Consider the following 24,235-nt stretch of genomic DNA (forward strand, 5'->3'; position numbering starts at 1 on the left):
CGGGGCGCGCGACGGCTGCCCCTGCATGCGCCGGCCTTGCGGGCCGACCATGCCCTCTCTTGCGGTCAGTCCCTACCAATGCCCAATTCTAGCAGCAGCCTTGTGCGCGGAAGCGTTCGAACTCGCTCGTCCGGCCGTATCCCCGCGACCCACACCACCTGCCCTGTGGGAGAGGTGCGCACCACGGGAACCTGCGGGCGGTCCGCCGCCGGGACCTTGGCCTCGTTCAGGAGGTCCGAGAGCTTCTTGCTCTGGCCGTGCATGCCGAGCGGGCACATGACGTCGCCGGGCGCGGCCGCGTCCACCCACAGGCGCCCGCCCTGCGCGAGGTCGAGCCCGCAGGCCACCGCGTCGAGAAGGACCGACTGGCCGGCCCACTCCACGGCGTGGGCGCGGGCGACGGCCTCCGGCGAGGACCCCGCCGGCACCTGCACGAGGCGGGCGGAGAGCCGCCGGCCGTCGGGCAGCGCGACGCTTCCGGGCACGTCGAGCCACAGGGCGAGGGGGCCGCCCTTCTCGCCCTGCGCGCGCACGAACAGCAGGCCGTACTCCATGCGGGCGTCGCAGCCCATGGGCGTGGACGCCGAGCCCGCGCCCGCCGCGACGAGCGACAGCACGCGGTTGACGTGGCGCGCCTCGAGCCGGGCGTCCGGGCAGACGGCGAGCATGGCCTTGCGCACGACGCGCCGCGCGATGGCGACCTCGCACGCGGCGAGGCGCGCGCCGTCGAGCGCGACCATGGTGGGCGAGCTGCGGCGCACGAGCTCGCGGTACGTGCGCGACGCGACCTGGTTCATGTACGCGTCCTCGTCAGAGAGGATGTCGCACGAGGCGGACACGCTGGACGAAAGGCGCGGGTTGCGCTCGCGAAGAAGCGGCATGACCTCGTGGCGCACGAAGGCGCGCAGGTAGCGGGTGTCGGCGTTCGTGAGGTCCTCGCGCCACACGATGCCGCGCATGCGAAGCAGGTCGCACAGCTCCTCGTGCGTGCGGTCGAGCAGGGGGCGCACGATGCGGTTGCGCCGCCGCGGTATGGACGAGAGGCCCGCGGGCCCGCTGCCGCGGATCGCGTTCATGAGGAAGGTCTCGGCGCGGTCGTCGGCCGTGTGGGCCGTGAGGATCCGCGCTGCGGAGCGCGGCACGTCGACCTCGCGGCACAGGCGGTTCGCGAGCTCCGTCGCCTCGCGGTAGCGCACCTCGCGGCCGACGTTCTCCACGTTGGACCCCGCCTGCTGGCCCAGGGCCCCCTCGCTCGCGAGCCCGGCCACGTCCACGCGCCGCACGGTGCACGGGATGCCGAAGCGGGCGGAGAGCTCGCGCACGAACTCCTCGTCCTCCTGCGCGTCGAGCCCGCGCAGCCCGTGGTTGACGTGCAGCACGTGCAGGCGCTCGCGCGCGATGCGCGCCGTGCCGCGGCCGTCGTCGATGTCGAGCTCCGACGTGGCCGCCAGGAGCAGCAGCGCCGTGGAGTCCGCGCCGCCCGACACCATGAGGACGACCGGCGCGCGCAGGCTGTCGTCGCGCTTGGACGACGGCCTCTGGAACCGCTGGTCGGTACGTGCGAACCTTCTGCTGACGCTTGGCAACGCTGCCTCCGTCCGGACGAGCGCCCCGCGACGCCGGGCCGCGGGCCCACCGAGGTTGTCGGTGGCAAGAATGTTAGTAGCAAGTAAGTGTAGGATACGCCGACGCGGGCGAGCGCGGCACCGCGGAAACCCACGCGACACGCAGGAGGCGGAGCACGCAAGGCGCAGCTCGGGGCGGCTTGCCCGGCCCTCCGCCACGCGCCGCACACCCCCATGCACTACAATGCCAAGCTCGAAACCATCCCCGGCCGCGCGTTCCGCGGCCGCCACCCCACCGGGAGCAACATGACGCCTAAGATGCACCTGTACGTACTGGCCAGCGGATCCAAGGGAAACGCCGCCGTGGTCGACGGCCCGCAAGGCAGCGTCCTCATCGACTGCGGCATCTCGCGCCGCGAGCTCATGCGCCGCGCGGACGCGTGCGGCTGCGACCTCGACCGCGTCACGCACGTCCTCGTCACGCACGAGCACTCCGACCACACGCGCGGCCTCCCGGTGCTCAGCAACCACTTCGACGGCGAGCTCCTCGCGACGGCCGGCACCGCCGGAGGCGCAAAGCCCCTGGCCAGCCTCCCGTTCACGCTCGTCACCCACAGCGAGACGCTCGAGCTCGACGGCATGGTCGTCACCACGTTCCCCACCTCGCACGACGTGGCCGACCCGTTTGGCCTGCGCTTCTCCGTGCTCGACGCCGACGGCCAGATAGAGGATTCCATCGGCTGGTGCACGGACACCGGCTACCTCACCGCGGAGGCCCTCGGCCAGCTGCGCGGCGTCCGCATCCTCGGGCTCGAAAGCAACCACGACGTTCAGATGCTCGCCCACGGCCCGTACCCCGCGTGGCTGCGGGCGCGCGTCGGCGGCGACGCCGGCCACCTCTCAAACGACCAGGCCGCGGACGCCCTCCCGCTGCTCGTGACCCAGGACACGGAGACCGTCGTGGCCCTCCACCTCTCGCAGAAGAACAACCGGCCCGCCACCTGCATCCGCACGCTCGCGCAGGCCATGGGCGCCATGGTCCAGCCCGACGCGGACGGTGCGCCAGAGGCCCGCACGCCCGACGGCCTGCTCACCATCTGCGTCGCCAGCCAGGACGAGCCCCTCGCTATCTGGTAGCGGCCTCCCGCTCGCGCAGCTCGCGCCCAAGCCCAATCGTCATCGGGATGGCGACGCTCACGGTGACTACGTCCGCCACGGACTGCGCGGCCTCCACGCCCGCCAGCCCAAACAGGCGCGACATGATCGCGACGGCCGGCGCCAGCGCAAGCCCCAGCCTGCACAGCCCCAGAAACGTTGCCCGCCACATGCGGCCCGTCGTCTGCAGCGCAAAGTTCGTGATCATCGCAACGCCGGTCAGCGCAAGCGTCACGCTCTGAAACCGCAGCGTCACGGTTGCGATCCTTATGACCTCGGGATCGTTTCTGAACACGCCCACGATCTGCGGGGCAAACGCAAACGTCACCGTGCACACCACCGCGACGATCCCAAACGCGGCCCGGTGCGCAAAGCGCATCCCCTCGCGCACGCGCCCGTAGCGGCCCGCGCCGTAGTTGTAGCCGCACACGGGCTGGAACCCCTGCCCAATGCCAATCTGGATGTAGTTGCCAAAGCTCACTATGCGCTGCACTATGGCGATGGCCGCGATGGCGGCGTCTCCAAATGGGCGGGCGGCGTTGTTCAGCACCGTGATCGCAAACCCGCCCACCAGCTGCCTGGCCAGGGACGGAAGCCCGCCGTTGTTCACCTCGCGCGCAATGTCGCGCCCGCCGGCAAGCGCCCCAATCGAAAGGTGTGCCACGTGGCTTCTCTGCATGCCCGCCACAAGCAGGCAGAAGCTCACAAACTGGCAGATGATCGTCGCCAGCCCCGCGCCGGCGATACCCAGCCCCGCAACAAATATCAAGAGCGGGGCCAACCCAAAGTTAAGCACCGCACCGGACACAAACGCCACCATGGCGTACGCAGACTCGCCCTCAAAGCGCAGCTGCTGGTTCAGCGTCAGCGCGGCGCACATCCACGGCGCACCAACTAGGATCAGCCCAATGTAGGTCCGCGCGTACGGCAGAATCGTGGGCGTCGAGCCGGCCAGCACGCACAGCGGAACCAAGAACGCGTGCCCCAGCACGGCAATCGCCACGCCGCACCCAAACGATGCGGTAACGCCCACGGACGCCATCGTGTCCGCCATGCGCTGGTTCTGCATCCCCAGATACCTCGACATCGCGTTGCCCGTCCCCTGCCCAAAGTAGAACCCGACGGCCTGGATCAGCGTCATCACCACAAACGCCACGCCGATCGCGCCCTCGGCAGAGGTGGAGATCCGCCCAATAAAGAACGTGTCCGCCAGGTTGTAGATCGTGGTCACCAGATTCGACACGATCGACGGCCAGGCAAGCGAAAGAACCAGCCGCGGAATGGGGCTCTCCGTCATCTGGCGATACTTTCGCGCGGCCGTGCCGCTCAGCCCGCCTGTCGCACCGGCTCGCCCTGGCTCCCCGGCCTCACGCGTCTTCTCCACCCAGCAGGACTTCCCCTCGACTCCACGCGGCGGCAGCCACAGCGCCAGCCACCCGCAAAACTTCTTTCCACCACGATACCGCACGGCCCCGCCGCGCATCCCCGCCATGTCCCCACAACAAGGCGCGCGGGCGAGAAGAACGCGCTGTCTCGCCCCAATTGTTATAGAAATTGCAGCTATTCTCTCGCGGCAACACTAATGTGCGTGTCGAGGTGTCATATCCTAGTGCGGTCAAGCAGAGCCCTCGCACAGAAGGAGAGTCCCATGTCCGATCCCAAGAAGCAGCTCGCCGGCGCCGTCGTCGCCCTCGGCGCCACCATCACCGAGGCCATGGACGCCGTCCCCGGCTTCGTCCCCTGCGGCACGCCCGCCCAGGTCATCGTCGATGCCATCCGCACCTACGCGGACGGCGACGACGCCTCGGCAACCGGCACCGCCCAGGACGTCCTCGGCTTCGTCCAGCACGTCAGCGAGCACCGCGGCGTCACCGCCCACCAGGTGGCAGACGTGGACGCGCTCTCCGCCGAGCAGTCCCAGCTCGCCCAGAAGGTCGTCGCCCTCGCCACCTCCGCAGAGGCCGCGTCGCTCGACCCCGCCCGCACGGAGTGGATGTACCGCGCGCTCGGCGCGCTCGAGCCCGGCAGCGCCAAGGCGGCGGACCTCCTCGCCCAGGCGTAACGTCCCACGCGCCCCGCGCCCGCACGCACAAGGGGGGCCCGTCGGCATTTCGCCGGCGGGCTCCCCTTTCGCTCAAACTCGGCCTATGCGGCCACTCGCGTCTCCGCGCGCTTCGTTAGAAGTTCACGGGCTCGTCGTAGTAGCAGCAGGTCAGAATCTTCTCGAAGTCCTCGGGCTTCGTCTCGCGCGGGTTCTCGGGCGTGCAGGCGTCCAGCGCGGCGTTCGCGGCGATCTGGGGCAGCTTCTCCTTGAACTCGGCCTCGGAGACCATCACGGGCTCGCCCGTGGCGTCGGCCTTCACGCCGCCGTTCGCGTAGTTCTTGATGCCCTGCGGAATGTTCAGCTTGTCGTTCATGTTGCGGATCTCCTGGACCAGGGAGTCGACGAGCTGGTCGTCGGTCTCGCCCGGCAGGTGCAGAATCTCCTTGGCAACGTACGCGTAGCGCTCCTTGGCGCGGGAGTCCTTGGAGTTCCACTGGATGGCCTTGCCCAGGTACATGGCGTTCGCGCAGCCGTGGATGATGTGGCCGTTCTCAAAGGCCGCGCCGGTCTTGTGCGCCATGGAGTGCACGATGCCCAGCAGGCCAGAAGAGAACGCGATGCCGGCAAGGCACTGCGCCTCGTGCATGTGCTGACGGGCCTCCTTGTCGCCGGTGTAGGAAATCGGCAGCCAGTGGTGAATCTCGCGGATGCCGTGCAGGGCGTCGGCATCGGTGAACATGGAGGCCGCCGTCGAGACGTACGCCTCCAGGCAGTGGGTCAGCGCGTCCATGCCGGTGTGCGCGCACAGCTTCGCGGGCATGCTGTAGGTCAGCTCGGGGTCGACGATAGCCACGTCAGGCGTGATCTCGAAGTCGGCAATCGGGTACTTGATGCCCTTGTGGTAGTCGGTGATGATGCTGAACGCGGTCACCTCGGTCGCGGTGCCAGACGTAGAGCTGATCGCGCAGAAGTGGGCCTTGTGGCGCAGCTCGGGAATGCCAAAGACCTTGCACATGTCCTCGAAGGTGCACTCGGGGTACTCGTACTTGATCCACATGGCCTTCGCGGCGTCAATGGGCGAGCCGCCGCCAATTGCAATGATCCAGTCGGGGCCAAACTCCTGCATGAAGGCAGCGCCCTTCATGACGGTCTCGACGGACGGGTCAGACTCGACGCCCTCAAACAGCTTCACCTCGAAGCCGGCGTCCTCCAGGTCCTTCTGGACGTCCTGAAGGAATCCGCCGCGGCGCATGCTGTGTCCGCCAGAGACGATGACGGCCTTCTTGCCCTTCAGGTTCTTGACCTCGTGGCGAGACCCCTCGCCAAAGTACAGATCACGCGGGTTGGTAAAACGGCCCATAGTAAGCTCCCTACGCTTGTGCCCGCCGCCTCGTGCGACAGGCTGGTTTCCGTACACACGTAGGCATATCACATTCCGTCGCCCCCGTCGGTAACTATTCGGTAATAATGTCCTAAAAATTGCCGAATGAAGCATTAAAATGAATTGAACCTAAGCAAAGGGCAAAATTTATTGAAAATAGTTGTCCATCAATCAGTGGACAACCCACCACGCGGAACTCCGCGCACAGGGAGGGCGAGAAGAGCATGGCCACGTTCCTCAATGACAGTCCCGTCTTTGGGCCGGTCCGCAGCAGGCGCCTCGGGGTCTCCCTCGGCGTGAACCTCATGCCCTCGACGGGCAAGATCTGCACGTTCGACTGCATCTACTGCGAAAACGGCTTCAACTCCCAAAGGCGCACGCGCGACGGCTACGCCACCCTCGAGGACGTCACCTCGGGGCTCCGTGCCTCGCTCGAGCTCATGGCCTCGGACGACGACCTGCCAGACGTCATCACCTTCGCCGGCAACGGCGAACCCACGGCAAGCCCCATCTTCCCCAAGGCGGTCGAGGCCGCAATCGCGCTTCGCGACGAGCTCGCGCCGGCCGCAAAGATCGCCGTGCTCTCAAACGGCACGTTCGCGGACAGGCCCGCCGTCCGCGACGCCCTGCTCAAGGTGGACGACAACATCCTCAAGCTCGACGCCCACGCAGACGCCCTCGCCCGCGCGCTCGATAGGCCCAACATCCCCTACTCCGTGGAGCACCAGGTACAGGCGTACGCCGCGTTCGACGGCCACGTCATCGTCCAGACCATCTTCCTCGAAGGCACGTTCGAGGGCCGCGACGTCTCCAACACCTCGTACGACCAGGTCAGCGAGTGGCTCGAGGACGTCAAGCGCATCGCCCCGCAGTACGCCACCATCTACACCATCGCCCGCGACACCCCCGCGCCGGACCTCTGCAAGGCCAGCCGCAAGACCATGGACGCCATCGCAGACCGCGTCCGCGCCGCCGGCATCCGCTGCCAAGTCTCCTACTAGCCCCGGCACCCAGCGCCCACGCCGCAAGTGTCATTTTTCGCCATCTACCTGCACTTCTCAACATACTGAGTAAATTTACTCAGTATGTTGAGTATACTTACTCAATACGTTGAGAAGTGCAGGGAGGCCAGCATGTTCCAGAGGCACCAGGTGCAGATAATCGTCTCACGCATGCGCGAGGTCGAAAACCCGCTCATCCAGGTGGTCGTGGGCCCAAGGCAAACGGGAAAGAGCACCATGCTCACGCAGGCGCTCGATCAAATCGACCTGGAGCATAGCTACGTCAGCTCGGATGACGCCATCGTGCCCAGCGCGGAGTGGCTGCAGACAGAGTGGCAGCAGGCACGCAACATGACGGGCGGCGGCAAGCGCCCCGTGGTCCTGGTCGTGGACGAGGTCCAGAAGATCCCGCACTGGCCAACGGTCGTGAAGGGTCTCTACGATGCCGACCGCCGCAACGGCACGCCCGTACGCGCAGTGCTCAGCGGCTCGTCCTCCCCGCTGCCGCACGGGGGTCTGGAGGATTCCCTCATGGGTCGCTTCGAGCTCATCAGGTCGCCCCACTGGAGCCTCGAGGAGTGCTCGCAAGCGTTTGGGTACAGCCTGGAAGACTACCTCTACCTCGGCGGCTACCCGGGGGCGGCCATCTTCGCAAAGGACGAGAAGCGCTGGGCCTCGTACGTGCGCGACACGATAATCGAGCCCACCATCTCGCAGGACGTCCTCGCGCTCGGCCAGGTGCGCAAGCCCGCGCTCATGCGCGCCCTCTTCCGGCTGGGCGCCACGTACTCCGGCCAGGAGCTCTCGTACAACAAGATGCTCGGCCAGCTGCAGGACGCGGGCAACACCACCACGCTCGCCCACTACCTCGATCTCCTTGGCAAGGCAGGCGTGCTCTGCGCGCTTCCCAAGTACGACGAGAAGCCCGTCACACGCCGCAAGAGCTCCCCGCGTCTCATGGTGTACGACACGTCGCTCATGACGGCAACGGATGGGCTTGGCAGGGCAACGTACGCCGCGGATAGCGCGCGGCGCGGTCACCTCGTCGAATCGGCCGTCGGCGCCCGTCTTCTTGCGCGCGCGCCTGAGGAGGGCTTCAGCCTCTTCTGGTGGCGCGAGGGTACGAACGAGGTCGGCTTCGTGGCCGTCAGAAACGCTTCGATCTCCGCAATCGAGGTCAAGGGCGGCAGCGAGTCTCGTCAGGGCGGCATGGCGCAGTTCCTCTCCCGGCACCCCCAGGCAAAGCGCATCGTCGTGGGCGGCAGTTCCTCTGGAGCCTGCACCTTGGACGATTTCCTCCGTGATCGCGTGCCCCTTTTCTACTAGGACTTCTGCCAGGAGCGCTTTCGCTGCCGTAGCATCGCACGTGCCCTCCTCGCTCGTGTCAAGTCGTAAGCGCAAGAACTCGGGACCGACTGGCGCATCTTCCTCAGGCGCATCTGACCATGGCGGAACGCTTCCCAGCCTTAGCCTTAGCGTCTCATGCATGCTCTCGTAAGATGTGCCGGACTTCCTGGCACAATTGCGATGCCGAAAATACGTAATGCAGCCGCAGGAGCGCGCCCACCGTTGAAGCATCGCGCGACAGAATCGCGCGCATGGGATTCCACCAGATTTCGGAGATTGCCGATAAGATCATGGGCGACGTCCGCCCTCGTGTTGACGACCTGTCGGGCCTCTAGCTCCCAATGCAACAATCCCAATCTTCTATAGACCTGGCTTACGAGAAGAGAATCGGGGCTCAGGTGGGCAATCCCCCTCAGTCCCGACTCATGCATGCCACGTTCCAGTCCGTTCAGTCTCTAGAAGTAACCACCGACCGGACGCTTTTTTAACCAATGAACACGCGCGGGCCTTTCGCACGCAAGAGCTTATGCGCGCACCTCAAACGGGGTCTCCTCCCCGCGGCTGAACGCCAAAAGCGCGCCGGCGGAGTTAAAGATCATGGCGCGCACGTCCTCTGCGGTGTAGAACGCCATGTGCGGCGACACGATTACGTTGGGGAACGCCATCAGCACGCTGCGGTCGCGGTTGGGCAGCGCGTCGCGGCTGAGGTCGCGGTAGTACAGGTCCGCCTCGTTCTCTATGGTGTCGAGCGCCGCGGCCCCCACCTTGCCAGACTCGACGGCCGCTACCAGGGCCTCCGTGTCCACCAGCATGCCGCGCGCGGCGTTCACCAGCACCACGCCGTCCTTCATCTTGGCAAACGCCGCCGAGTCGAGCATGTGGTAATTCTCGGCCAGGCCGGGCGCGTGCAGCGTGATGGCGTCGGACTGCGCAAGCAGCGTGTCAAGGTCGACGTACGTGGCGTGCGCGCGCACGTCGTCGTTGGGATACGGGTCGTACGCCAGGATCTTGCAGCCAAAGCCGCTTAGGTGGCGCACCACCGTGGAGCCTATGCGCCCCGTGCCGATGACGCCCACCGTGGAGGTGGAGATGTCCTTTCCCAGCTTGCCGCGCAGGCCAAAGTCCTGCGCCGCGGAGTGGCGGGCCAGCAGCTTGACCTTGCGCTGCGCCATGAGCATCAGCATGATGGCGTAGTTGGCGACGCCCTCGGGCGGGTACGGCGCGTTGGAGACGCGCATGCCCAGCTCGCGGGCGTGGGCAACGTCGATGTGCTCGTAGCCGATGGTGCGCGTGGAGAGGTAGCGCACGCCCTGCGCCCAGAACGCGTCCAGCAGCTCCGCCGGCATGGGGTTGGTGATTATGCACAGCGCGTCGTGCCCCGCGGCAAGGTGGGCGTTCTCTAGCGTGGGATACTCGCTCGTCCAGTCGAACTCGAAGCCCATCTGGCTCGCAGCTTCCTGCATGTACCCAAGCTCGTCGTATTCGCGCAGCGCGTAGGCAAAAAGCCTCATGAGAAGAACCTCCCCCGGTAGTTGGCGGTTCGCCTTGGCCGTGCGCCCCTTGCGCGCCGCGGCCGCGCATCCGCCGCCGCAGACGGCTCCGCGGCACGTGGCTCCATATTAGTTGACGCGCCGCGTCGCGCGCGAAGCGTGCCTATACGTTAACGTTGGCAGGCTATGCACAACCGTTCGTCGCGAACGCACCCCGTTCGTCGCGCCCCGCCAGACGGCGCGGGCGCGACTCACTCACCATAACGGGCGTTGCCACAGGGAAGGCCACACGCCCTTCTCGCCTGTGTGTATTGATTTATGTCGATACGTTGTTAGAATAATCGAATCCACCTGCGATAACGCCGTGGAAAGGGACGAGGCCATGGACAGTTCGAACGCATTCGCAAACGCCGCGCCACGCCACGCACCCACCATCGCCTTCGTGTGCACGCACAACGCGTGCCGCAGCCAGATGGCAGAGGCGCTCGCGAGGCAGCTGCTGCCCCGTGGCACACAGATCTTCTCGGCGGGAACGGACCCCACCGACCACGTGGACGAGGGCGCGCTGCAAGAGCTCGCGCGCCGCGGCGTCAGTGCGGCCGGCCTGCACCCCAAGCCGCTTTCCCGGCTGCCGCGCGTGGACTGGCTTGTTACCATGGGGTGCGGGGTTTCCTGCCCCAGCCTGCCGTGCGCGCACCGCGAGGACTGGGGCCTGGACGACCCAATGGGCGGCTCGCCCCGCTCCTACCGGGAGTGCGCGGATGCCATCGCGCAGCACCTGCGCCAGCTGGGCGAGAAGATCGCACGCGCCTAGGCCGCGGAGCCGCGCGGGGCGCAACGGAGGTACCAGATGGAAAGCCAAATGACAGACGACCAGCTGAGGGCTGTGTTCAAGGCGCTTGCGGATGCGCGGCGCCTTGCGATCGTGCACATGCTCGAGCGCGGCGGCGAGGTGTGCGCCTGCAACCTGCTGGACGGCCTGGACATAACCCAGCCCACGCTGTCGCACCACATGAAGGTGCTGTGCGACAGCGGCCTCGTGCAGTGCCGCAAGGACAGCCGCTGGTGCTACTACTCCGTTGACGCCGGCGCCGCGCGCAAGATGTCTGCAGCCTTTGCGCTGCTTGCGGACACCGCGTCCGACGTCGGCGACGGCGACGAGCCCGCCGGCGCCTGCTCGTGCGCGCGCCAGGGCTCGTGCAGCTGCAGCAACTAGCCTGCTGCCACTTGCATCTGTCTTTTGCTAGCAAGCTAGGCCAACTTGCATCTGTCTTGCGACAACAATTTCGTGTACTTGGAGTACATGATTTTGCGAAATTTCGCGTATCTCAAGTACACGTTTTTCTACTTGCGTCCAAAGCTGCGGGCCGTGCGACGCAACTAAGCTCGCAATCTTCATGAAGAAGAGCGGCATCCCGTACACCCAACTCCTCGCACAGGAAGACTTCGACAATGCGGTAGCATCAAACAACCGAGAAGCGAAACACAACACGCCTCGCGCCGCGTTCTACATTGGCTCCGAGCCTGACAGGTGCCTTGTCCAGGCCGACCCGTAATCGCATGCCGTCGAAAAATCAAACCTCACGCTTCTTGCTACCTAGAGCGTAATTCCGCCCGGAGTCAATCACTCGCCTCGACTTGGCGTGGCTGCAGTAAATGAGAACGAACGCATGTGTTGTGCAGTCGCCGTGCACATTTATAGCCCATGCTCTCCCCTAGCCCATATTCAGGAGAAAATGCATTTCGCTGATATTTCTGTATAATATTATTATTCTTCGCTATTATAATAAATATTTAGAAATTTTACATTCGTTTTAGAAAATTAAGGAAAGTTAGGCTCAGAAATCTATGGCCATTTCTGAGCATGAGGCCGCTCGTAGCAAAGAAAGTTACGAGAAGAACCGGACGTGTAAAGATAGCCCCTTCTACCTGCGGATATATAAAACGACAAACCCCCTAGGAAAGTTACGGGAAAGTTAGCCTTACGCCCAAGCGGGAACATAACGCATATATCGCGGAGCGGTTTCAGGGTCGACAGGTTTTATTAAGCCATCTCCGACCGCCGTCGCCAGCAGCTTCGAGACGGTCGAGGAACTGGGTCCCCCCTCTCCGAAACGGCAGCGAAGCGATTTGTTGGTCATGGCCTCGCCATTCGTGAAGCAAATGCAAGCGTGCCAGTAGCAAGCCATAACGCGATCCTGTAAGCTCATCGAGCGATAGGGCACATAAGCGAGCAGGGAAATTCTCACACTGCCACCCGCCCCCTCATATTCAACAGCCTTGGGCGCCGGGAGATACAGCGCTTCGCATGAAGAGATGATTCTGTCCCAGCCGGTTCCAAGCTCTTCGCAAAAACGAAACCGCCTCATCAGGCTCGCAAGCTTCTGATTTCGTGATTTCGGAGGGTTGTCAACCAACCGCATAAGATCCACAAGCGACGTCCCTGGGTTGGTGAAGTCTACGCGATCGGAAAACACCTCTACGACGGGACCACTACCAGTTACCGCAAGGTCCTGATGAATGAGCGCATTAGCAAGAATCTCACGAATTGCCCTTTCAGGATAGGCGGTTGTTTGGACCCTCACTGCACCAACAATGTCCTCTTTTGCGGGTGTAAGCGCCATTATCATTTCGACTGCCGACTCGAACTCAACAGCATAACCGCCCTCGTAGTCCTTGCTTCTGAGTATCTCGCTCCGACCTCGCCCCTTATACTGAACGAGCCTTAATGCCTTCCTCGCAACCGTAGGAAAGTTTTTGAGGCTCTTGGCCAACAGAATTGCGCCGAGGTTCGTCACGGCATAACGGCCATCATCCTGACGCAGAATTATTTCATCATCGCAGAGGTAGTGCGCGACTTCGTCCCGCGACTGCGGCATCGGCGTTCCAAGCAAATCGAAGTACTTCGGAAAGTCGAGCAGAGACAGTGCGTCAGGAAGAGTTAGGCCTCCCTTGGCCGCAATGCTCTCGAAGTCCGATTTTGTAATTCGACTCCAAACCTCTGATTCTAAGACGGGGTATTCCCGCAGCTTCTTGGTATAGCTTCCCACTCGAATGTAAGGAACCCGTTCGAAGTCAACGGTATGGTAAAAGGCTGCTTGTACCATAAGAACCGTCACGCGCTTGCCGCACACAACGTCTTCGGCGAACTCGAATGATGCGTTATCTGTCAGCTGATGATGGAGCCAGTTCTCAAGCTCCTCATTGCCCCTCTTTTCAAGCCGATATCGAAAGGAGCTGCCAATGACATCATGCGTTTTATCATCGACGCCCCAAACCATGTATGCTGTAGGGATGCCCAGCCTGCAAGCAGAATTAGCTAACGCGCTTATCCTTTGGCCAATCATCTCAGCATCCGAGTTGTTCGTCTTGAACTCAATCCACTCTGTCTCGGCGTCGTGATGGCATAGTTCCTTCACAAGCAGCGCAATATCAACATCGGTACCCATGAGACCCCGTCGTCCGAAAATATAGTTCCGGATATTCTACAGCACTAATTAGCCCTCAATATGAGCCGCGTCGCCACCTTTAAGTGGAACAATAAGGCATGCGATAGAAAAACGGCCAGAGACCGAAGCCTCTGGCCGTTTGACATTCGTGGTCGGGTTGACTGGATTTGAACCAGCGACCTCTCGGTCCCGAACCGAGCGCTCTACCAAGCTGAGCCACAACCCGTTAGCGTAGTTACTCTAGCAGAACTGCGCGCGTTTTCCAACCGTAAATGTTGCGCAAGACCACCAATCTTCCTCATCTTGCGCACACGCGGCGATCGCGCGGGCGGCCGCATGCGTCTCGCAGATGGCAAACACGCAGCTACCAGACCCCGTTACCTGTGCGGCCACCACGCCGGGCCGCCTTTGCAGCCACGACTTCACGCGCAAGATTTCTGGAACAAGGCGCGTTGCCGCGCCCTCAAGGTTGTTGTACAGCGCGGCCGCCACACCCATGGCGTCGCCGTCGCGCAGCGCCGCAAGCATGGGCGCGGGCGACGCGGGCACGACGGGCGCCGCATCGAACTCGCGGTACGCCGCGACGGTCGAGACGCCCCGCGCCGGCCTCACCAGCGCCACCGGCAGCCCCTCGAGCACGGGAAACGTCTGCGCGAGCACGTCGCCGGCGCCCGTCAGGTACGACGGCGCCAGATTCAGGAAGAACGGCACGTCCGCGCCCACGGAGCGTGCGGCGGCCACGACGCGCGGGTCCTTCTCGTCCAGGGAAAACAGCCGGCACAGCGCCAGGATCACGGAGGCGGCGTCGCTGGACGAGCCCCCAAGGCCACTCTGCGGCGGCACGGCCTTGCGCACCTCGACGCGCACGGGCACGGAGATGCCAAACGCCTGGCGCAGGCGCGCGGCGGCCTGCCAGGCGGTGTTCTTCTGGGGAGGGACGCCCACGTCCTCGCTCATGGCGAGAAGGACGCCGGACGCATCGGCCGCGGGCGGCTCGGGAAGCGCGGGCGGCTTGGCGTGCGGCCCGGGGGCGGGCAGCGTGCCCACCGTCACGGTGTCGCCCACGCCGAGCGCGACCATGACGGAATCCGCGCGATGGTAGCCGCGCGCGTCCCGCCCGGGATGGATGCCCAGGTGCAGGTTGACCTTGACGGGAGCGTCGATCGTTACGTGCGACATGCGACCACCAATCCTCTTGCGGCGGGCGCGCGGCCCGCCGCACCCGGGCGAGCAGCGGCGCTAGAGCTGCTGGTCCTCGAAGCCAAAGTCGAACAGGCGCTCGCCGGTGTCGGGATCGTAGATCTCGACGGCACCGGTGAGCACGTCCACGTACTGGTAGGACTGGCGCGCCTTGCGGCCGCGGCGCTCCTCGACCTCGACCACGAACAGCGTGGGGTAGGCGCCCACGAGGGTGCCGGTGCGCTCGACAACGCGGGAGCGACCCATGTTGGCCCGGACTCGCAGATGTCTTCCCCTAAGAGAGACGAGCTCTTCTCGGATTTGGTCTACCCTATTGGCGGGTGGAACCTCGACTTCCATCTATCTGTACCTCCAAAACGCGGCCGGCGGCCCATGACGGCCCTCCGGCCCAGTGTTAAGCAACTCTCTAGTATATGGCGCTGACGCCACATCCACGGAAAACGCGGCTTAAGGAGCGAAAATGAACGAAAGCAGGACCGAAAGGGTGCTTCAGAACCTCGAAAGCCAGGGGCTGAGCCAGATGTTGGTGTGCGACCCCATGTCCATCTGGTATCTGACGGGCTACTACACAGAGCCGTACGAGCGGTTCCTGGGGCTTCTGGTTGCGTGTGACGCCGAGCGGCGCCCGCGCACGGTGATGTTTTGCAACAGGCTGTTTCCGGATGCGACGGGTGCCGCGCAGAGGCTGGTGACGTTTGACGACACGGAGGACCCCGTGCCGCTGGTTGCGGCGGAGCTGGACGCCGCGGCGCCCCTGGGCGTGGACAAGAAGCTCGTGGCCAACTGGCTGCTGCCGCTGATGGACGCCCGCGCGGCGAGCGGCTTCAGGCTGGGCTCGTGGGCCGTGGACGCCACGCGCTCCGTGAAGGACGCGCGCGAGCAGGAGCTGATGCGCCAGGCGAGCCTGACGAACGACCGCGCCATGGCCTGGCTTGCGGCGCAGGTGCGCGAGGGCGTGACGGAGCACCAGATCGCAAGCGGCCTTCTGGGCGAGTACCGCCGGCTTGGGGCCCAGGGGCACAGCTTTTCTCCCATCGTGAGCTTTGGCGCGAACGCGGCGGACCCGCACCACGAGCCGGACGACACCGTGTTCCACAAGGGCGACATGGTGCTGTTTGACGTGGGCTGCAAGCAGGACGCGTACTGCTCGGACATGACGCGCACGTTCTTTACGGCGACGCCCACGGCGCGCCAGCTTGAGGTGTACGAGACCGTGCGCCGCGCGAACGAGGCCGCGGAGGCCATCGTGCGCCCGGGCGTCACGTTTGCGCAGATAGACCTGACCGCGCGCCGCATTATCGAGGACGCCGGCTTTGGCCCGTACTTCACGCACCGCCTGGGCCACCAGATTGGCCTTGAGGACCACGAGCCGGGCGACGTGAGCGCGACGCACGACGAGCCGGTGCGCGCCGGGCAGTGCTTTAGCATCGAGCCCGGCGTGTACCTTCCCGGCGAGGTGGGCGTGCGCATCGAGGACCTGGTGATCGTGACCGAGGACGGCTGCGAGGTGCTGAACCACTACAGCCACGAGGCCACGGTGCTCGAGGTGTAGCGCGAGCGCGCGGCGCGGGGGCGCGCGGGGGCGCGGCTACAGCTGCCGCGCGAGGTTCTGCAGGGCGTGGAAGCGATGGCTGATCGCGTTCTTCTCGCCCGCGGAGAGCTCTGCCATGGTCTTGCCCGGGGTGTCGTTGGGCAGGAACAGCGGGTCGTAGCCAAAGCCGCCGTCGCCGCGCGGCTCCGTCGCCACAAAGCCCTCGCAGTCGCCCTCGCCGTGCGTGACGCCCTCGCCGTCCTCGTCGCGCTCCACCAGCACGACGCTGGAGTGGAAGCGCGCGGTGCGGCGCTCGCGCGGGACGCCCTCCATCAGGCGCATGAGCTTCTGGTTGTTGGCGGCGTCGTTTCCGTGCTCGCCGGCCCAGCGTGCCGAGAAGATCCCGGGGGCGCCGTCGAGGGCGTCCACGCAGAGGCCGGAATCGTCCGCGACCGCCATGGCAAGGCCCGTGTTGTCGAGCGCGGCTGCCGCCTTGATGTAGGCGTTTTCCGCGAAGGTGTCGCCGTCCTCCACCGGATCGGGGAAATTGCCGAGCTCGCCGAGGGCGACGAAGCGCACGCCCGGCAGGCTCTGGCCGAGGATCGCCTCGATCTCCGTGACCTTGTGGGGGTTGCCCGTCGCGACGACGACGGTCTTTGCGGGGTCGAGCGTGCTGATGTCGAGTGCCATGGGTTTCTCTCCTTTGGCTGGATGCGTCGATGGTAGCGCGCGGGGCGGCGCGCGGGGCGGCTAGTCCGAGAAGCCCGTGACCCGGTTCTGCAGGCGGATGAGCTCTTGGATTCCCGCCTGGCCCATGTCGAGCAAGGCGTCGAGCTCTTCTCGGCTGATGGTGGAGCGCTCGCCGGTGCCCTGCACCTCCACGATGCCGCCGTCGCCCGTGCACACGAGGTTGAGGTCGACCTGCGCGTGGCTGTCCTCGGGGTAGTCGAGGTCGAGCAGGAGGTGATCGGCGACCTTGCCCATGCTGATGGCCGCGACCTGGCCGGTGAGCGGCAGGCGCTTGATCTTGCCGGCGTCGACCCACTTTTGGAGCGCGTCGTGCAGCGCCACCCACGCGCCGGTGATCGACGCGGTGCGCGTGCCGCCGTCCGCCTGGATTACGTCGCAGTCGCACGTGACGGTGAGCTCGCCCAGGCGATGCATGTCGCACACGGCGCGCAGGCTTCTGCCAACGAGGCGCTCGATCTCCATCGAGCGGCCCTTGCGGCCCTTGTACTCGCGGCGCGTGCGCGTGGACGTGGACGCCGGGAGCATGGCGTACTCCGCGGTGACCCAGCCGGCGCGCGAGCCCTTGCGCCACGCGGGCACGCCCTCCTCCACCGTGGCGGTGCACATGACGCGCGTGTTGCCGAACTCCGCCAGGCACGAGCCGTCCGCGTTCATCATCACGTCTCGCGTGAGCTTCACGGGGCGCATCTGGTTGGCGGCGCGGCCGTAGCTGCGCGCGGGGGTGCCTGCGGCGGGGGTGTTGTGCTGGTCCATCGTTTCCTCCTGTTGCTGGGGTTCTTCAGCAGAAGCCTACCACGCGAGTGAGGGACGGGCGGACGCGGGCGGGGCCGGGGGCGCTCACTATCTGACAGGTGCGGGTTCTGTCAGGTAGTGAGGTGTGGAGCGAGCTCACTTTCTGACAGAAGCGAGATCTGTCGGAAAGTGAGTGCCTCGGGGGCGGAAATCGAGCGAAAGGCCAGATGGGAGCCACCACTTTCTGACAGGTGCGGAAAGTGTCAGGTAGTGAGGGGCCGGGGGGGCACCACTATCTGACAGGTTCGGGTTCTGTCAGGTAGTGAGGTGTGGGGCGAGCTCACTTTCTGACAGAAGCGAGATCTGTCGGAAAGTGAGCGTCTCGGGGGTGGAAATCGAGCGAAAAGCCAGATGGGAGCCACCACTTTCTGACAGGTGCGGGTTCTGTCAGGTAGTGAGGGACCGGGGGCATCACTATCTGACAGGTTCGGGATCTGTCAGGTAGTGGGACTTGCGAGGGTCACGCCAGCCGGGCGCCAGCCGCGGGGCTCGCGGGCCCCGCGCAGCAAAAGGCCGGACCCGCGCGTGCGGGCCCGGCCGAGGGTGCGATGGTGGACGGCGAGGGATTCGAACCCCCGATCTTGTGCTTGTAAGGCACCTGCGCTAGCCGCTGCGCCAGCCGTCCGGATGCGTGGTGAGTTTATCACACGCGCGGGCGCGCGGGCGCGCGGCCGCAAGCTGCCGTATACTTTCCCACATGGATACCATGACTCTTGCGCGCATAGCTCAGCTTCTGAGCACCCAGGGCCTGCTTGACCGCGTCTCCAACATGGACGACGCGACGGCCCAGACCCGCGTCACCGGCGCGGACTGCGACTCGCGCTTCGCAGCACCCTACCATCTCTTCGTGTGCAAGGGGGCCGCGTTCAAGCCGGCGTACCTTGCGTCCGCCCTCGAGTCGGGCTGCGTCGCCTACCTGTGCGACGGCGCCCGTGCGGACGAGCTTGCCGCCGTGGCGCCTGGCGTGCCGCAGCTTGTGGCAAGCGACCTGCGCCGCGCCATGGCCGTGGCCTCCGCCGCGGCGTGGGGCCACCCGGACCGCGGCATCGACGTGGTCGGCATCACCGGCACCAAGGGCAAGTCGACCGTAAGCTACATGCTGAAGCAGATCCTGGACGCCGGCAGCGCCGAGCCCCGTGCGGCGATCCTGGGCTCGATCGAGACGTTCGACGGCGTGGAGCACTTCGAGAGCGTGAACACGACCCCGGAGTCGCCCGACCTGTGGCGCCACGTGCGCAACGCCGCGGACTCTGGCCTGCCGTACCTGGTGATGGAGGTCTCGAGCCAGGCGCTCAAGTACGACCGCGTGGTGGACCTGGGTCTGGACGTCGCGTGCTTCCTGAACATAGGCCGCGATCACATTAGCCCCGTGGAGCACCCCAACTTTGCAGATTACTTTGGCAGCAAGCTGCGCATTTTTGACCAGGCGCGCGTGGCCGTGGTGAACCTTGACACCGACGAGCTCGACACGGTGCTCGAGCACGCCCGCCACTGCGAGCGCGTGGTGACGTTTGGCTGCTCGAACGCCGCGCGCGAGGCCGGCGCTGACGTGTGGGCCACGGACGTGCGCCCGTTCCAGGGCGGCATCACGTTTGCGTGCCACACCCCCGGCTGGGTGGGCGACGTGACCGTGAGCATGCCGGGCCTGTTCAACGTGGACAACGCGTGCGCGGCCATCGCCATGTGCGAGGTGCTGGGCGTGGGCCGCGATCAGGTTGTGGCCGGGCTTTCCCACGTGCGCGTTCCCGGGCGCATGGAGCTGCTGCTGACGGACGACCCCAAGGTGACGGCCATTGTGGACTATGCCCACAACAAGCTAAGCTACCAGCGGTTCTTTAGCTCCATCGTGAAGGAGTTCGCCGGGCGCGACGTGATCGCGGTGTTTGGCGCGCCGGGCGGCAAGGCCTACGAGCGCCGGCAGGAGCTGCCGCAGGAGGCCTCCAAGTGGGCGGACTACCTCATCTACACCGAGGAGGACCCCGCGCACGACTCCGTTGCAGACATCTGCCAGCAGATGAGCGACGCCACCCCCGCCGGGCAGCCGCACGAGGTGATCCTGGAGCGGCCGGCCGCCATCGAGCGCGCCGTCGAGCTGGCGTTTGCGTCTGACCGCGGTGCCGTGGTGTGCCTTCTGGCCAAGGGCGACGAGACCCGCCAGCACGAGGGTGACCGCTTTGTCCCGTGCGAGCCCGACGGCGAGATCTTCCACCGCGCGGTGAAGAACGCGCTGGCGAGAAGAGCCAGCGCTGCCGATGGCGAGGCGGCGGCCAACGGCGGGGCTGTGGCCAACGGCGGGGCCGACGGAGCAGCCGCGAACGGCGGGGTCGTGGCCGGGGATTCGGTCGACAAGTAGCAACGTGTGCGCGGCGCCTTGCCCACGATGGCGAGGCGCCGCTCTTTTTTGGAAGACCCGTGCACCGGCGCGCTTCGCCGGACGAGAGGAGCATCATGCCCGGATTGTCGCTACCCACGTTTCCCACGGACCCGGCACGCGTTCCCGAGGACATAGCCCAGCGTTTCTCGCGCATAAAATACGTAATCACCGACACGGACAACACCATGGTGAGCCACGGGCAGGCGCTGGCCGCAACGGACGGGACCCCCTCCGTGGAGCTGGCCGAGACCCTTGTTGACCTGCGGCGCGCCGGCGTGAGCGTCATTCCGTGCACCGGGCGCAACCGCGCGATGGTTCGCGAGGACGCGCACATGCTGGGGCTGCGCGGATGGATCGGCGAGATGGGCGGCATCCTGTGCCTGAGCGAGGGGGCCACGAGCGACTGGCGCTACTTCACGGCGGACATGCCGTACGACCCCGGCTGCGGCGATACCCCGCACGACCTGATCGTGAAGACGGGCGTGGTTGGGCGGATGCTCGACCGCTGGTACGACTGCCTGGAGACGTATCATGACAACAACATCGGCTTCGAGTACCGCGAGGTGACGGTGGGGCTGCGCGGCGCCGTGCTGGAGGACGAGGCGCAGGCCATGCTGGACGAGACGGGGCTTCCGATGTACCTGGCTGACAACGGCTTTGTGAGCCGGATCACCGGCGACACCGTCCTGCCGCGGCGGCCGGACGGGACGCTGGAGGACGTGCACACGTACCACATCACGCCGCGCGGGCTGGACAAGGGCAGCGCGACCGCACGCTACATCGAGCTGATGGGGTGGGACCCGGCCGAGGTCATTTGCTGCGGCGACTCTCCCGCGGACTGCGCGATGGCCCCGTACGCGGGGACGTTCTTGCTGATGCGCAACGGCATGGGAAACCCAAAGAGCCAGGCCGCGCTCGCCGGCCGCGGCAACGCGTTCGTTTCTGCCCTGGACTCGACGGACGGGTTCTGCCAGGCCATGCGCACCATCCTGGCGATCAAGCGGCAGTCGTAGGAGCGCGCGCCGGGCGCGGGCGCGCGGGGCTCGGGCGGGTGCTGCGCGAGCACCATGGTGCCGGTACGCACCGGGGGTGACCTTGCAAGATTCCGCAAACTGGAGCCGGGTGTGTACCCGCAGGCCCACGCATCGCTACACACCCCATGCGAGTTTGCACGTTTTTCCAATCTCGCGCGGGGTGTGTTGCGTCTCGACGGTCCCCATGGCAGAAAGTGGCGGGTGTGTACAGCTACAATAGCTTGAATCCTTATGTGTTGAGCCGCTGACCTGCAATCATATGAATTCTAATCTGTCTTACGGGGGGTACACACCCTCGGCTTTATTGCATTTTACGCAACACACCCCGCGATTCTTGCCTCAGGACCCAGATTTTCGTCACACACCAAGGGTGAGTTAGCGGAATCTTGTAAACTCTCCCCCAGTGTGTACAACGGTGGGTACACACTCGGGGTGACCTTACAAGATTCCGCAAACTGGGATTCGGTGTGTGACGCAACCCCGACACCCCGGGGTACACACCAGCGCCGACCTTACAGATCCGTGCAGACTGAGGCCGGGTGCGTGCGGCTCAGCTGATCCGCGCACGCCCGCACGTCCATCAGCCGCCGGCACCGCCACCCCCCAAAACGCCGAGAGCCGCGCCCGGGATGGAGGCGCGGCCCTCGGCCATGCATATGGGGGACCGGCGCCACCGAAAGGGGGAGGCGACGCCGGCAATAGGGAGGTCAAACATCGCGCGAGCCGCCGTGCACATCCCGGCCTGCCGCACGCAAGCCGCTGTCCGTGGCCCGCGCGGCGCACCTAGCGCAGGTGCCAGATGTCCTTCTCGTACTGCGCGATGGTGCGGTCGGACGAGAAGTACCCGGCCTTCGAGATGTTCACCAGGGCCTTACGCTGCCAGGCCTCGCGGTCCTCGTAGTCCTTCAGGACCTGGGCCTTCGTGGCGCAGTAGTCGGCGAAGTCCGGGAACGTCATGAACCAGTCCTTGTTCAGGAGCTCGTCGTGCAGGCGGTTCAGGTTGGTGGCGTCGCCCTGGGCGAGCATGGCGTCGGACGTGAGGAAGTCCACGGCGGCCGCGAGCTCCTTGTCCTTCTCGTAGTAGCTCCTGGGGTTGTAGTCGCCGCGCTTGTAGCGGGCGATCACCTCGTCGGAGGACTCGCCAAAGGTGTAGATGTTGTCTGCGCCCACGAGCTCCGCGATCTCGACGTTCGCGCCGTCCATGGTGCCAAGCGTGACGGCGCCGTTGAGCATGAACTTCATGTTGCTGGTGCCGGAGGCCTCCTTGGAGGCAAGGCTGATCTGCTCGGAGATGTCGGCCGCCGGGATCAGGTGCTGCGCCGCGGTGACGTTGTAGTTCTCGATCATGACAACCTGCAGGTACTTGCTGGCCACCGGGTCCGCCTCGATGACCCTGCCCAGGCAGATGATTGCATGAATGATGTCCTTGGCGATGGTGTACGCCGGGGCGGCCTTTGCGCCAAAGATGACCGTGACCTTGTGCTTGGGCAGCTCGTCGGCCTCGAGCATCTGCAGGCGCTGGTACTTGCGGATGGCCCACAGCAGGTTGAGCTGCTGGCGCTTGTACTCGTGCAGGCGCTTGGATTGCACGTCGAACACGGAGTCGGGGTCGACCACGGTGCCCTGGTGCGCGGCGAGCCACGTGGCGAACGTCTGCTTGTTGGCGCGCTTCACCTGGTCGAGCTGCGCCAGGAACGCGGGGTCGTCCACCAGCGGCTGCAGCTGCTCAAGCTGCTCCGCGTCGGTCTTCCAGCCCTCGCCGATCTTGCCAGAGACCAGCTTGTTCAGGCCGGGGTTGCACTCCACCATCCAGCGGCGGAACGTGATGCCGTTGGTCTTGTTGTTGAACTTCTCGGGGTAGATCTTGTAGAACGGCGCGAGCTCGGAGTCCTCCAGGATCTTGGTGTGCAGCGCGGCGACGCCGTTGACGGAGTGGCTGAAGTGGATGTCGATGTTCGCCATGTGCACGTTCTGCCACTTGTCGATCACCTGGACAAAGTCGTCCTCGTACTGGCCGCGCACAAACGCGTCCAGCTGCTGGATGATGGGCACCAGCTGCGGCGCCACGCGCTCGATGAAGCCAAGCGGCCAGCACTCCAGCGCCTCCGCCAGGATGGTGTGGTTGGTGTAGGCGCAGGTGTCGCGCACAATCCGGACGGCCTCGTCAAAGCCGATGCCGCGCTCGCCCAGAAGGCGGATCAGCTCCGGGATCACCATGGTGGGGTGCGTGTCGTTGATCTGCACGGCGGCGTACTGCGCAAGGTCGTGCAGGTTGCTGCCGCGCTCGACGCACTCGTCCAGCATGAGCTGCGCCGCGTTGCTCACCATGAAGTACTCCTGGTACACGCGCAGGATGCGGCCGGCCTCGTCGGAGTCGTCCGGGTACAGGAAGAGCGTGAGGTTCTTCGCGACCTGCGACTTGTCGAAGTTGATGCGGTTACGGATGATGCGCTCGTCCACGGTGTCCACGTCAAACAGGTTCAGCGTGTCGCACTGGCTGTGGTAGCCCGTCACGTCGATCTGGTACATGGTGGAGGTGACGGAAAGGTCGCCAAAGTTCACGGTGTAGTGCTTGGGCGTGCGGCGCATCCAGCTCTCCTGGCCCCACCTGAGCCAGTAGTCCGGCGACTCGTACTGCTTGTTGTTGTCGAAGCTCTGCCTGAAGAGGCCGCAGTGGTACGCAAGGCCCACGCCGGACGCGGGCAGCCCCAGCGTCGCGCACGAGTCCAAAAAGCACGCGGCCAGACGGCCCAGGCCGCCGTTGCCCAGCGACGGCTCGTTCTCGAACTCCTCGAGCTCGGCCAGGTCGCGGCCGGCCTCGGCGAGCTCCGCGCGCACCTGGTCGTACAGGCCCAGGTTGATGAGGTTGTTGCTCAGGAGCTTGCCGATCAGGAACTCCGCGGAGATGTAGTACAGGCGCTTCTTGCCCTGGTTGTAGCCCTTCTCGGCCGCCGCGTCCTTCGTGAGGCTCAGCAGCGCGTTGAAAAGCTCGAGCTCGGTGCACTCCGCGAGCGGCTTCTTTGCGTAGGAGGCGAGGCTATACTCGGTCATGATGGGGTCCTTTCAGGCCATTGATGACGTTAACAAGCACTATAGTTGCAGCGGATGGGCCATTTCTTGCA

At 65.4% G+C, this 24,235-nt stretch carries 19 protein-coding genes and 2 tRNA genes; 9 read left to right on the forward strand and 12 right to left on the reverse strand.

Features of this window, described 5'->3' with window-relative positions; all coding sequences use genetic code 11:
• Positions 1–65: 65 nt before the first annotated feature.
• Positions 66–1,586: a tRNA lysidine(34) synthetase TilS gene (tilS, locus tag HF885_RS08905; protein ID WP_206109879.1), complete on the reverse strand. Its 1,521-nt coding sequence runs from the start codon at positions 1,584–1,586 to the stop codon at positions 66–68.
• Between the two features lie 285 nt (positions 1,587–1,871).
• Here tilS and HF885_RS08910 point away from each other — a divergent pair, with 285 nt between their 5' ends.
• Entirely contained in the window at positions 1,872–2,702 is an 831-nt protein-coding gene (locus HF885_RS08910; RefSeq protein WP_170104631.1) for an MBL fold metallo-hydrolase, read from the forward strand.
• Here the strand turns inward: HF885_RS08910 and HF885_RS08915 are convergent.
• On the reverse strand, positions 2,692–4,017 hold the full coding sequence (locus tag HF885_RS08915) for an MATE family efflux transporter (protein WP_170104585.1): 1,326 nt from the start codon (positions 4,015–4,017) through the stop codon (positions 2,692–2,694). The genes HF885_RS08910 and HF885_RS08915 overlap by 11 nt on opposite strands.
• A gap of 351 nt (positions 4,018–4,368) precedes the next feature.
• On the opposite strand from HF885_RS08915, the gene HF885_RS08920 reads away from it, so the two are divergent.
• Positions 4,369–4,782 carry a hypothetical protein gene (locus HF885_RS08920; protein ID WP_170104586.1) on the forward strand — a complete coding sequence of 138 codons (414 nt, stop codon included), beginning with the start codon at positions 4,369–4,371 and terminating at the stop codon, positions 4,780–4,782.
• Between the two features lie 115 nt (positions 4,783–4,897).
• On the opposite strand, the gene HF885_RS08925 is transcribed toward HF885_RS08920, so the two are convergent.
• The gene (locus tag HF885_RS08925; RefSeq protein WP_170104587.1) at positions 4,898–6,124 is read right to left on the reverse strand and encodes an iron-containing alcohol dehydrogenase; all 1,227 of its coding nucleotides are present in this window, start codon (positions 6,122–6,124) and stop codon (positions 4,898–4,900) included.
• Positions 6,125–6,369: 245 nt separating this feature from the next.
• Here HF885_RS08925 and HF885_RS08930 point away from each other — a divergent pair, with 245 nt between their 5' ends.
• A complete protein-coding gene (locus HF885_RS08930) occupies positions 6,370–7,146 on the forward strand; it encodes a radical SAM protein (RefSeq protein ID WP_170104588.1) in 777 nt (258 codons plus the stop codon).
• A gap of 132 nt (positions 7,147–7,278) precedes the next feature.
• Positions 7,279–8,472: an ATP-binding protein gene (locus HF885_RS08935; protein WP_170104589.1), complete on the forward strand. Its 1,194-nt coding sequence runs from the start codon at positions 7,279–7,281 to the stop codon at positions 8,470–8,472.
• 545 nt (positions 8,473–9,017) lie between these two features.
• Here HF885_RS08935 and HF885_RS08940 read toward each other — a convergent pair.
• Positions 9,018–10,004, reverse strand: coding sequence for a D-isomer specific 2-hydroxyacid dehydrogenase family protein (locus tag HF885_RS08940; protein WP_170104590.1), 987 nt, complete (start codon positions 10,002–10,004; stop codon positions 9,018–9,020).
• Between the two features lie 361 nt (positions 10,005–10,365).
• Here HF885_RS08940 and HF885_RS08945 point away from each other — a divergent pair, with 361 nt between their 5' ends.
• Positions 10,366–10,797, forward strand: coding sequence for a low molecular weight phosphatase family protein (locus HF885_RS08945; protein WP_206109880.1), 432 nt, complete (start codon positions 10,366–10,368; stop codon positions 10,795–10,797).
• 36 nt (positions 10,798–10,833) lie between these two features.
• On the forward strand, positions 10,834–11,199 hold the full coding sequence (locus HF885_RS08950) for an ArsR/SmtB family transcription factor (RefSeq protein ID WP_206109881.1): 366 nt from the start codon (positions 10,834–10,836) through the stop codon (positions 11,197–11,199).
• Positions 11,200–11,965: 766 nt separating this feature from the next.
• On the opposite strand, the gene HF885_RS08955 is transcribed toward HF885_RS08950, so the two are convergent.
• The 4 genes from HF885_RS08955 to HF885_RS08970 all read right to left on the reverse strand — a co-directional run bounded on the left by HF885_RS08955 (position 11,966) and on the right by HF885_RS08970 (position 14,971).
• Positions 11,966–13,432, reverse strand: coding sequence for an ATP-binding protein (locus HF885_RS08955; RefSeq protein WP_170104592.1), 1,467 nt, complete (start codon positions 13,430–13,432; stop codon positions 11,966–11,968).
• Positions 13,433–13,581: 149 nt separating this feature from the next.
• Positions 13,582–13,658 (reverse strand) — tRNA-Pro (locus HF885_RS08960).
• Positions 13,659–13,672: 14 nt separating this feature from the next.
• Positions 13,673–14,611, reverse strand: coding sequence for a 4-(cytidine 5'-diphospho)-2-C-methyl-D-erythritol kinase (locus HF885_RS08965; protein ID WP_170104593.1), 939 nt, complete (start codon positions 14,609–14,611; stop codon positions 13,673–13,675).
• A 60-nt stretch (positions 14,612–14,671) separates the two neighbouring features.
• The gene (locus HF885_RS08970) at positions 14,672–14,971 is read right to left on the reverse strand and encodes a Veg family protein (RefSeq protein WP_170104594.1); all 300 of its coding nucleotides are present in this window, start codon (positions 14,969–14,971) and stop codon (positions 14,672–14,674) included.
• 121 nt (positions 14,972–15,092) lie between these two features.
• Here HF885_RS08970 and HF885_RS08975 point away from each other — a divergent pair, with 121 nt between their 5' ends.
• Positions 15,093–16,184, forward strand: coding sequence for a M24 family metallopeptidase (locus tag HF885_RS08975; protein WP_170104595.1), 1,092 nt, complete (start codon positions 15,093–15,095; stop codon positions 16,182–16,184).
• Between the two features lie 36 nt (positions 16,185–16,220).
• Here HF885_RS08975 and rdgB read toward each other — a convergent pair whose 3' ends face one another.
• The 3 genes from rdgB to HF885_RS08990 form a co-directional block, all read right to left on the reverse strand.
• Complete coding sequence (gene rdgB, locus HF885_RS08980) at positions 16,221–16,853, reverse strand: RdgB/HAM1 family non-canonical purine NTP pyrophosphatase (protein WP_170104596.1); 633 nt, start codon at positions 16,851–16,853, stop codon at positions 16,221–16,223.
• Between the two features lie 60 nt (positions 16,854–16,913).
• Positions 16,914–17,666 carry a ribonuclease PH gene (gene rph / locus HF885_RS08985; RefSeq protein ID WP_170104597.1) on the reverse strand — a complete coding sequence of 251 codons (753 nt, stop codon included), beginning with the start codon at positions 17,664–17,666 and terminating at the stop codon, positions 16,914–16,916.
• Positions 17,667–18,254: 588 nt separating this feature from the next.
• Positions 18,255–18,330, reverse strand: a tRNA-Val gene (locus HF885_RS08990).
• Positions 18,331–18,402: 72 nt separating this feature from the next.
• Between HF885_RS08990 and HF885_RS08995 the strand changes: the two genes are divergently transcribed.
• Positions 18,403–20,058: a Mur ligase family protein gene (locus HF885_RS08995; RefSeq protein WP_170104598.1), complete on the forward strand. Its 1,656-nt coding sequence runs from the start codon at positions 18,403–18,405 to the stop codon at positions 20,056–20,058.
• Between the two features lie 95 nt (positions 20,059–20,153).
• On the forward strand, positions 20,154–21,092 hold the full coding sequence (locus HF885_RS09000) for an HAD family hydrolase (protein ID WP_170104599.1): 939 nt from the start codon (positions 20,154–20,156) through the stop codon (positions 21,090–21,092).
• Positions 21,093–21,896: 804 nt separating this feature from the next.
• Here the strand turns inward: HF885_RS09000 and HF885_RS09005 are convergent.
• Positions 21,897–24,164, reverse strand: coding sequence for a glycogen/starch/alpha-glucan phosphorylase (locus tag HF885_RS09005; RefSeq protein ID WP_170104600.1), 2,268 nt, complete (start codon positions 24,162–24,164; stop codon positions 21,897–21,899).
• Between the last annotated feature and the right edge of the window lie 71 nt (positions 24,165–24,235).

This window comes from Parafannyhessea umbonata, assembly GCF_012844235.1.
GTDB lineage: Bacteria > Actinomycetota > Coriobacteriia > Coriobacteriales > Atopobiaceae > Parafannyhessea.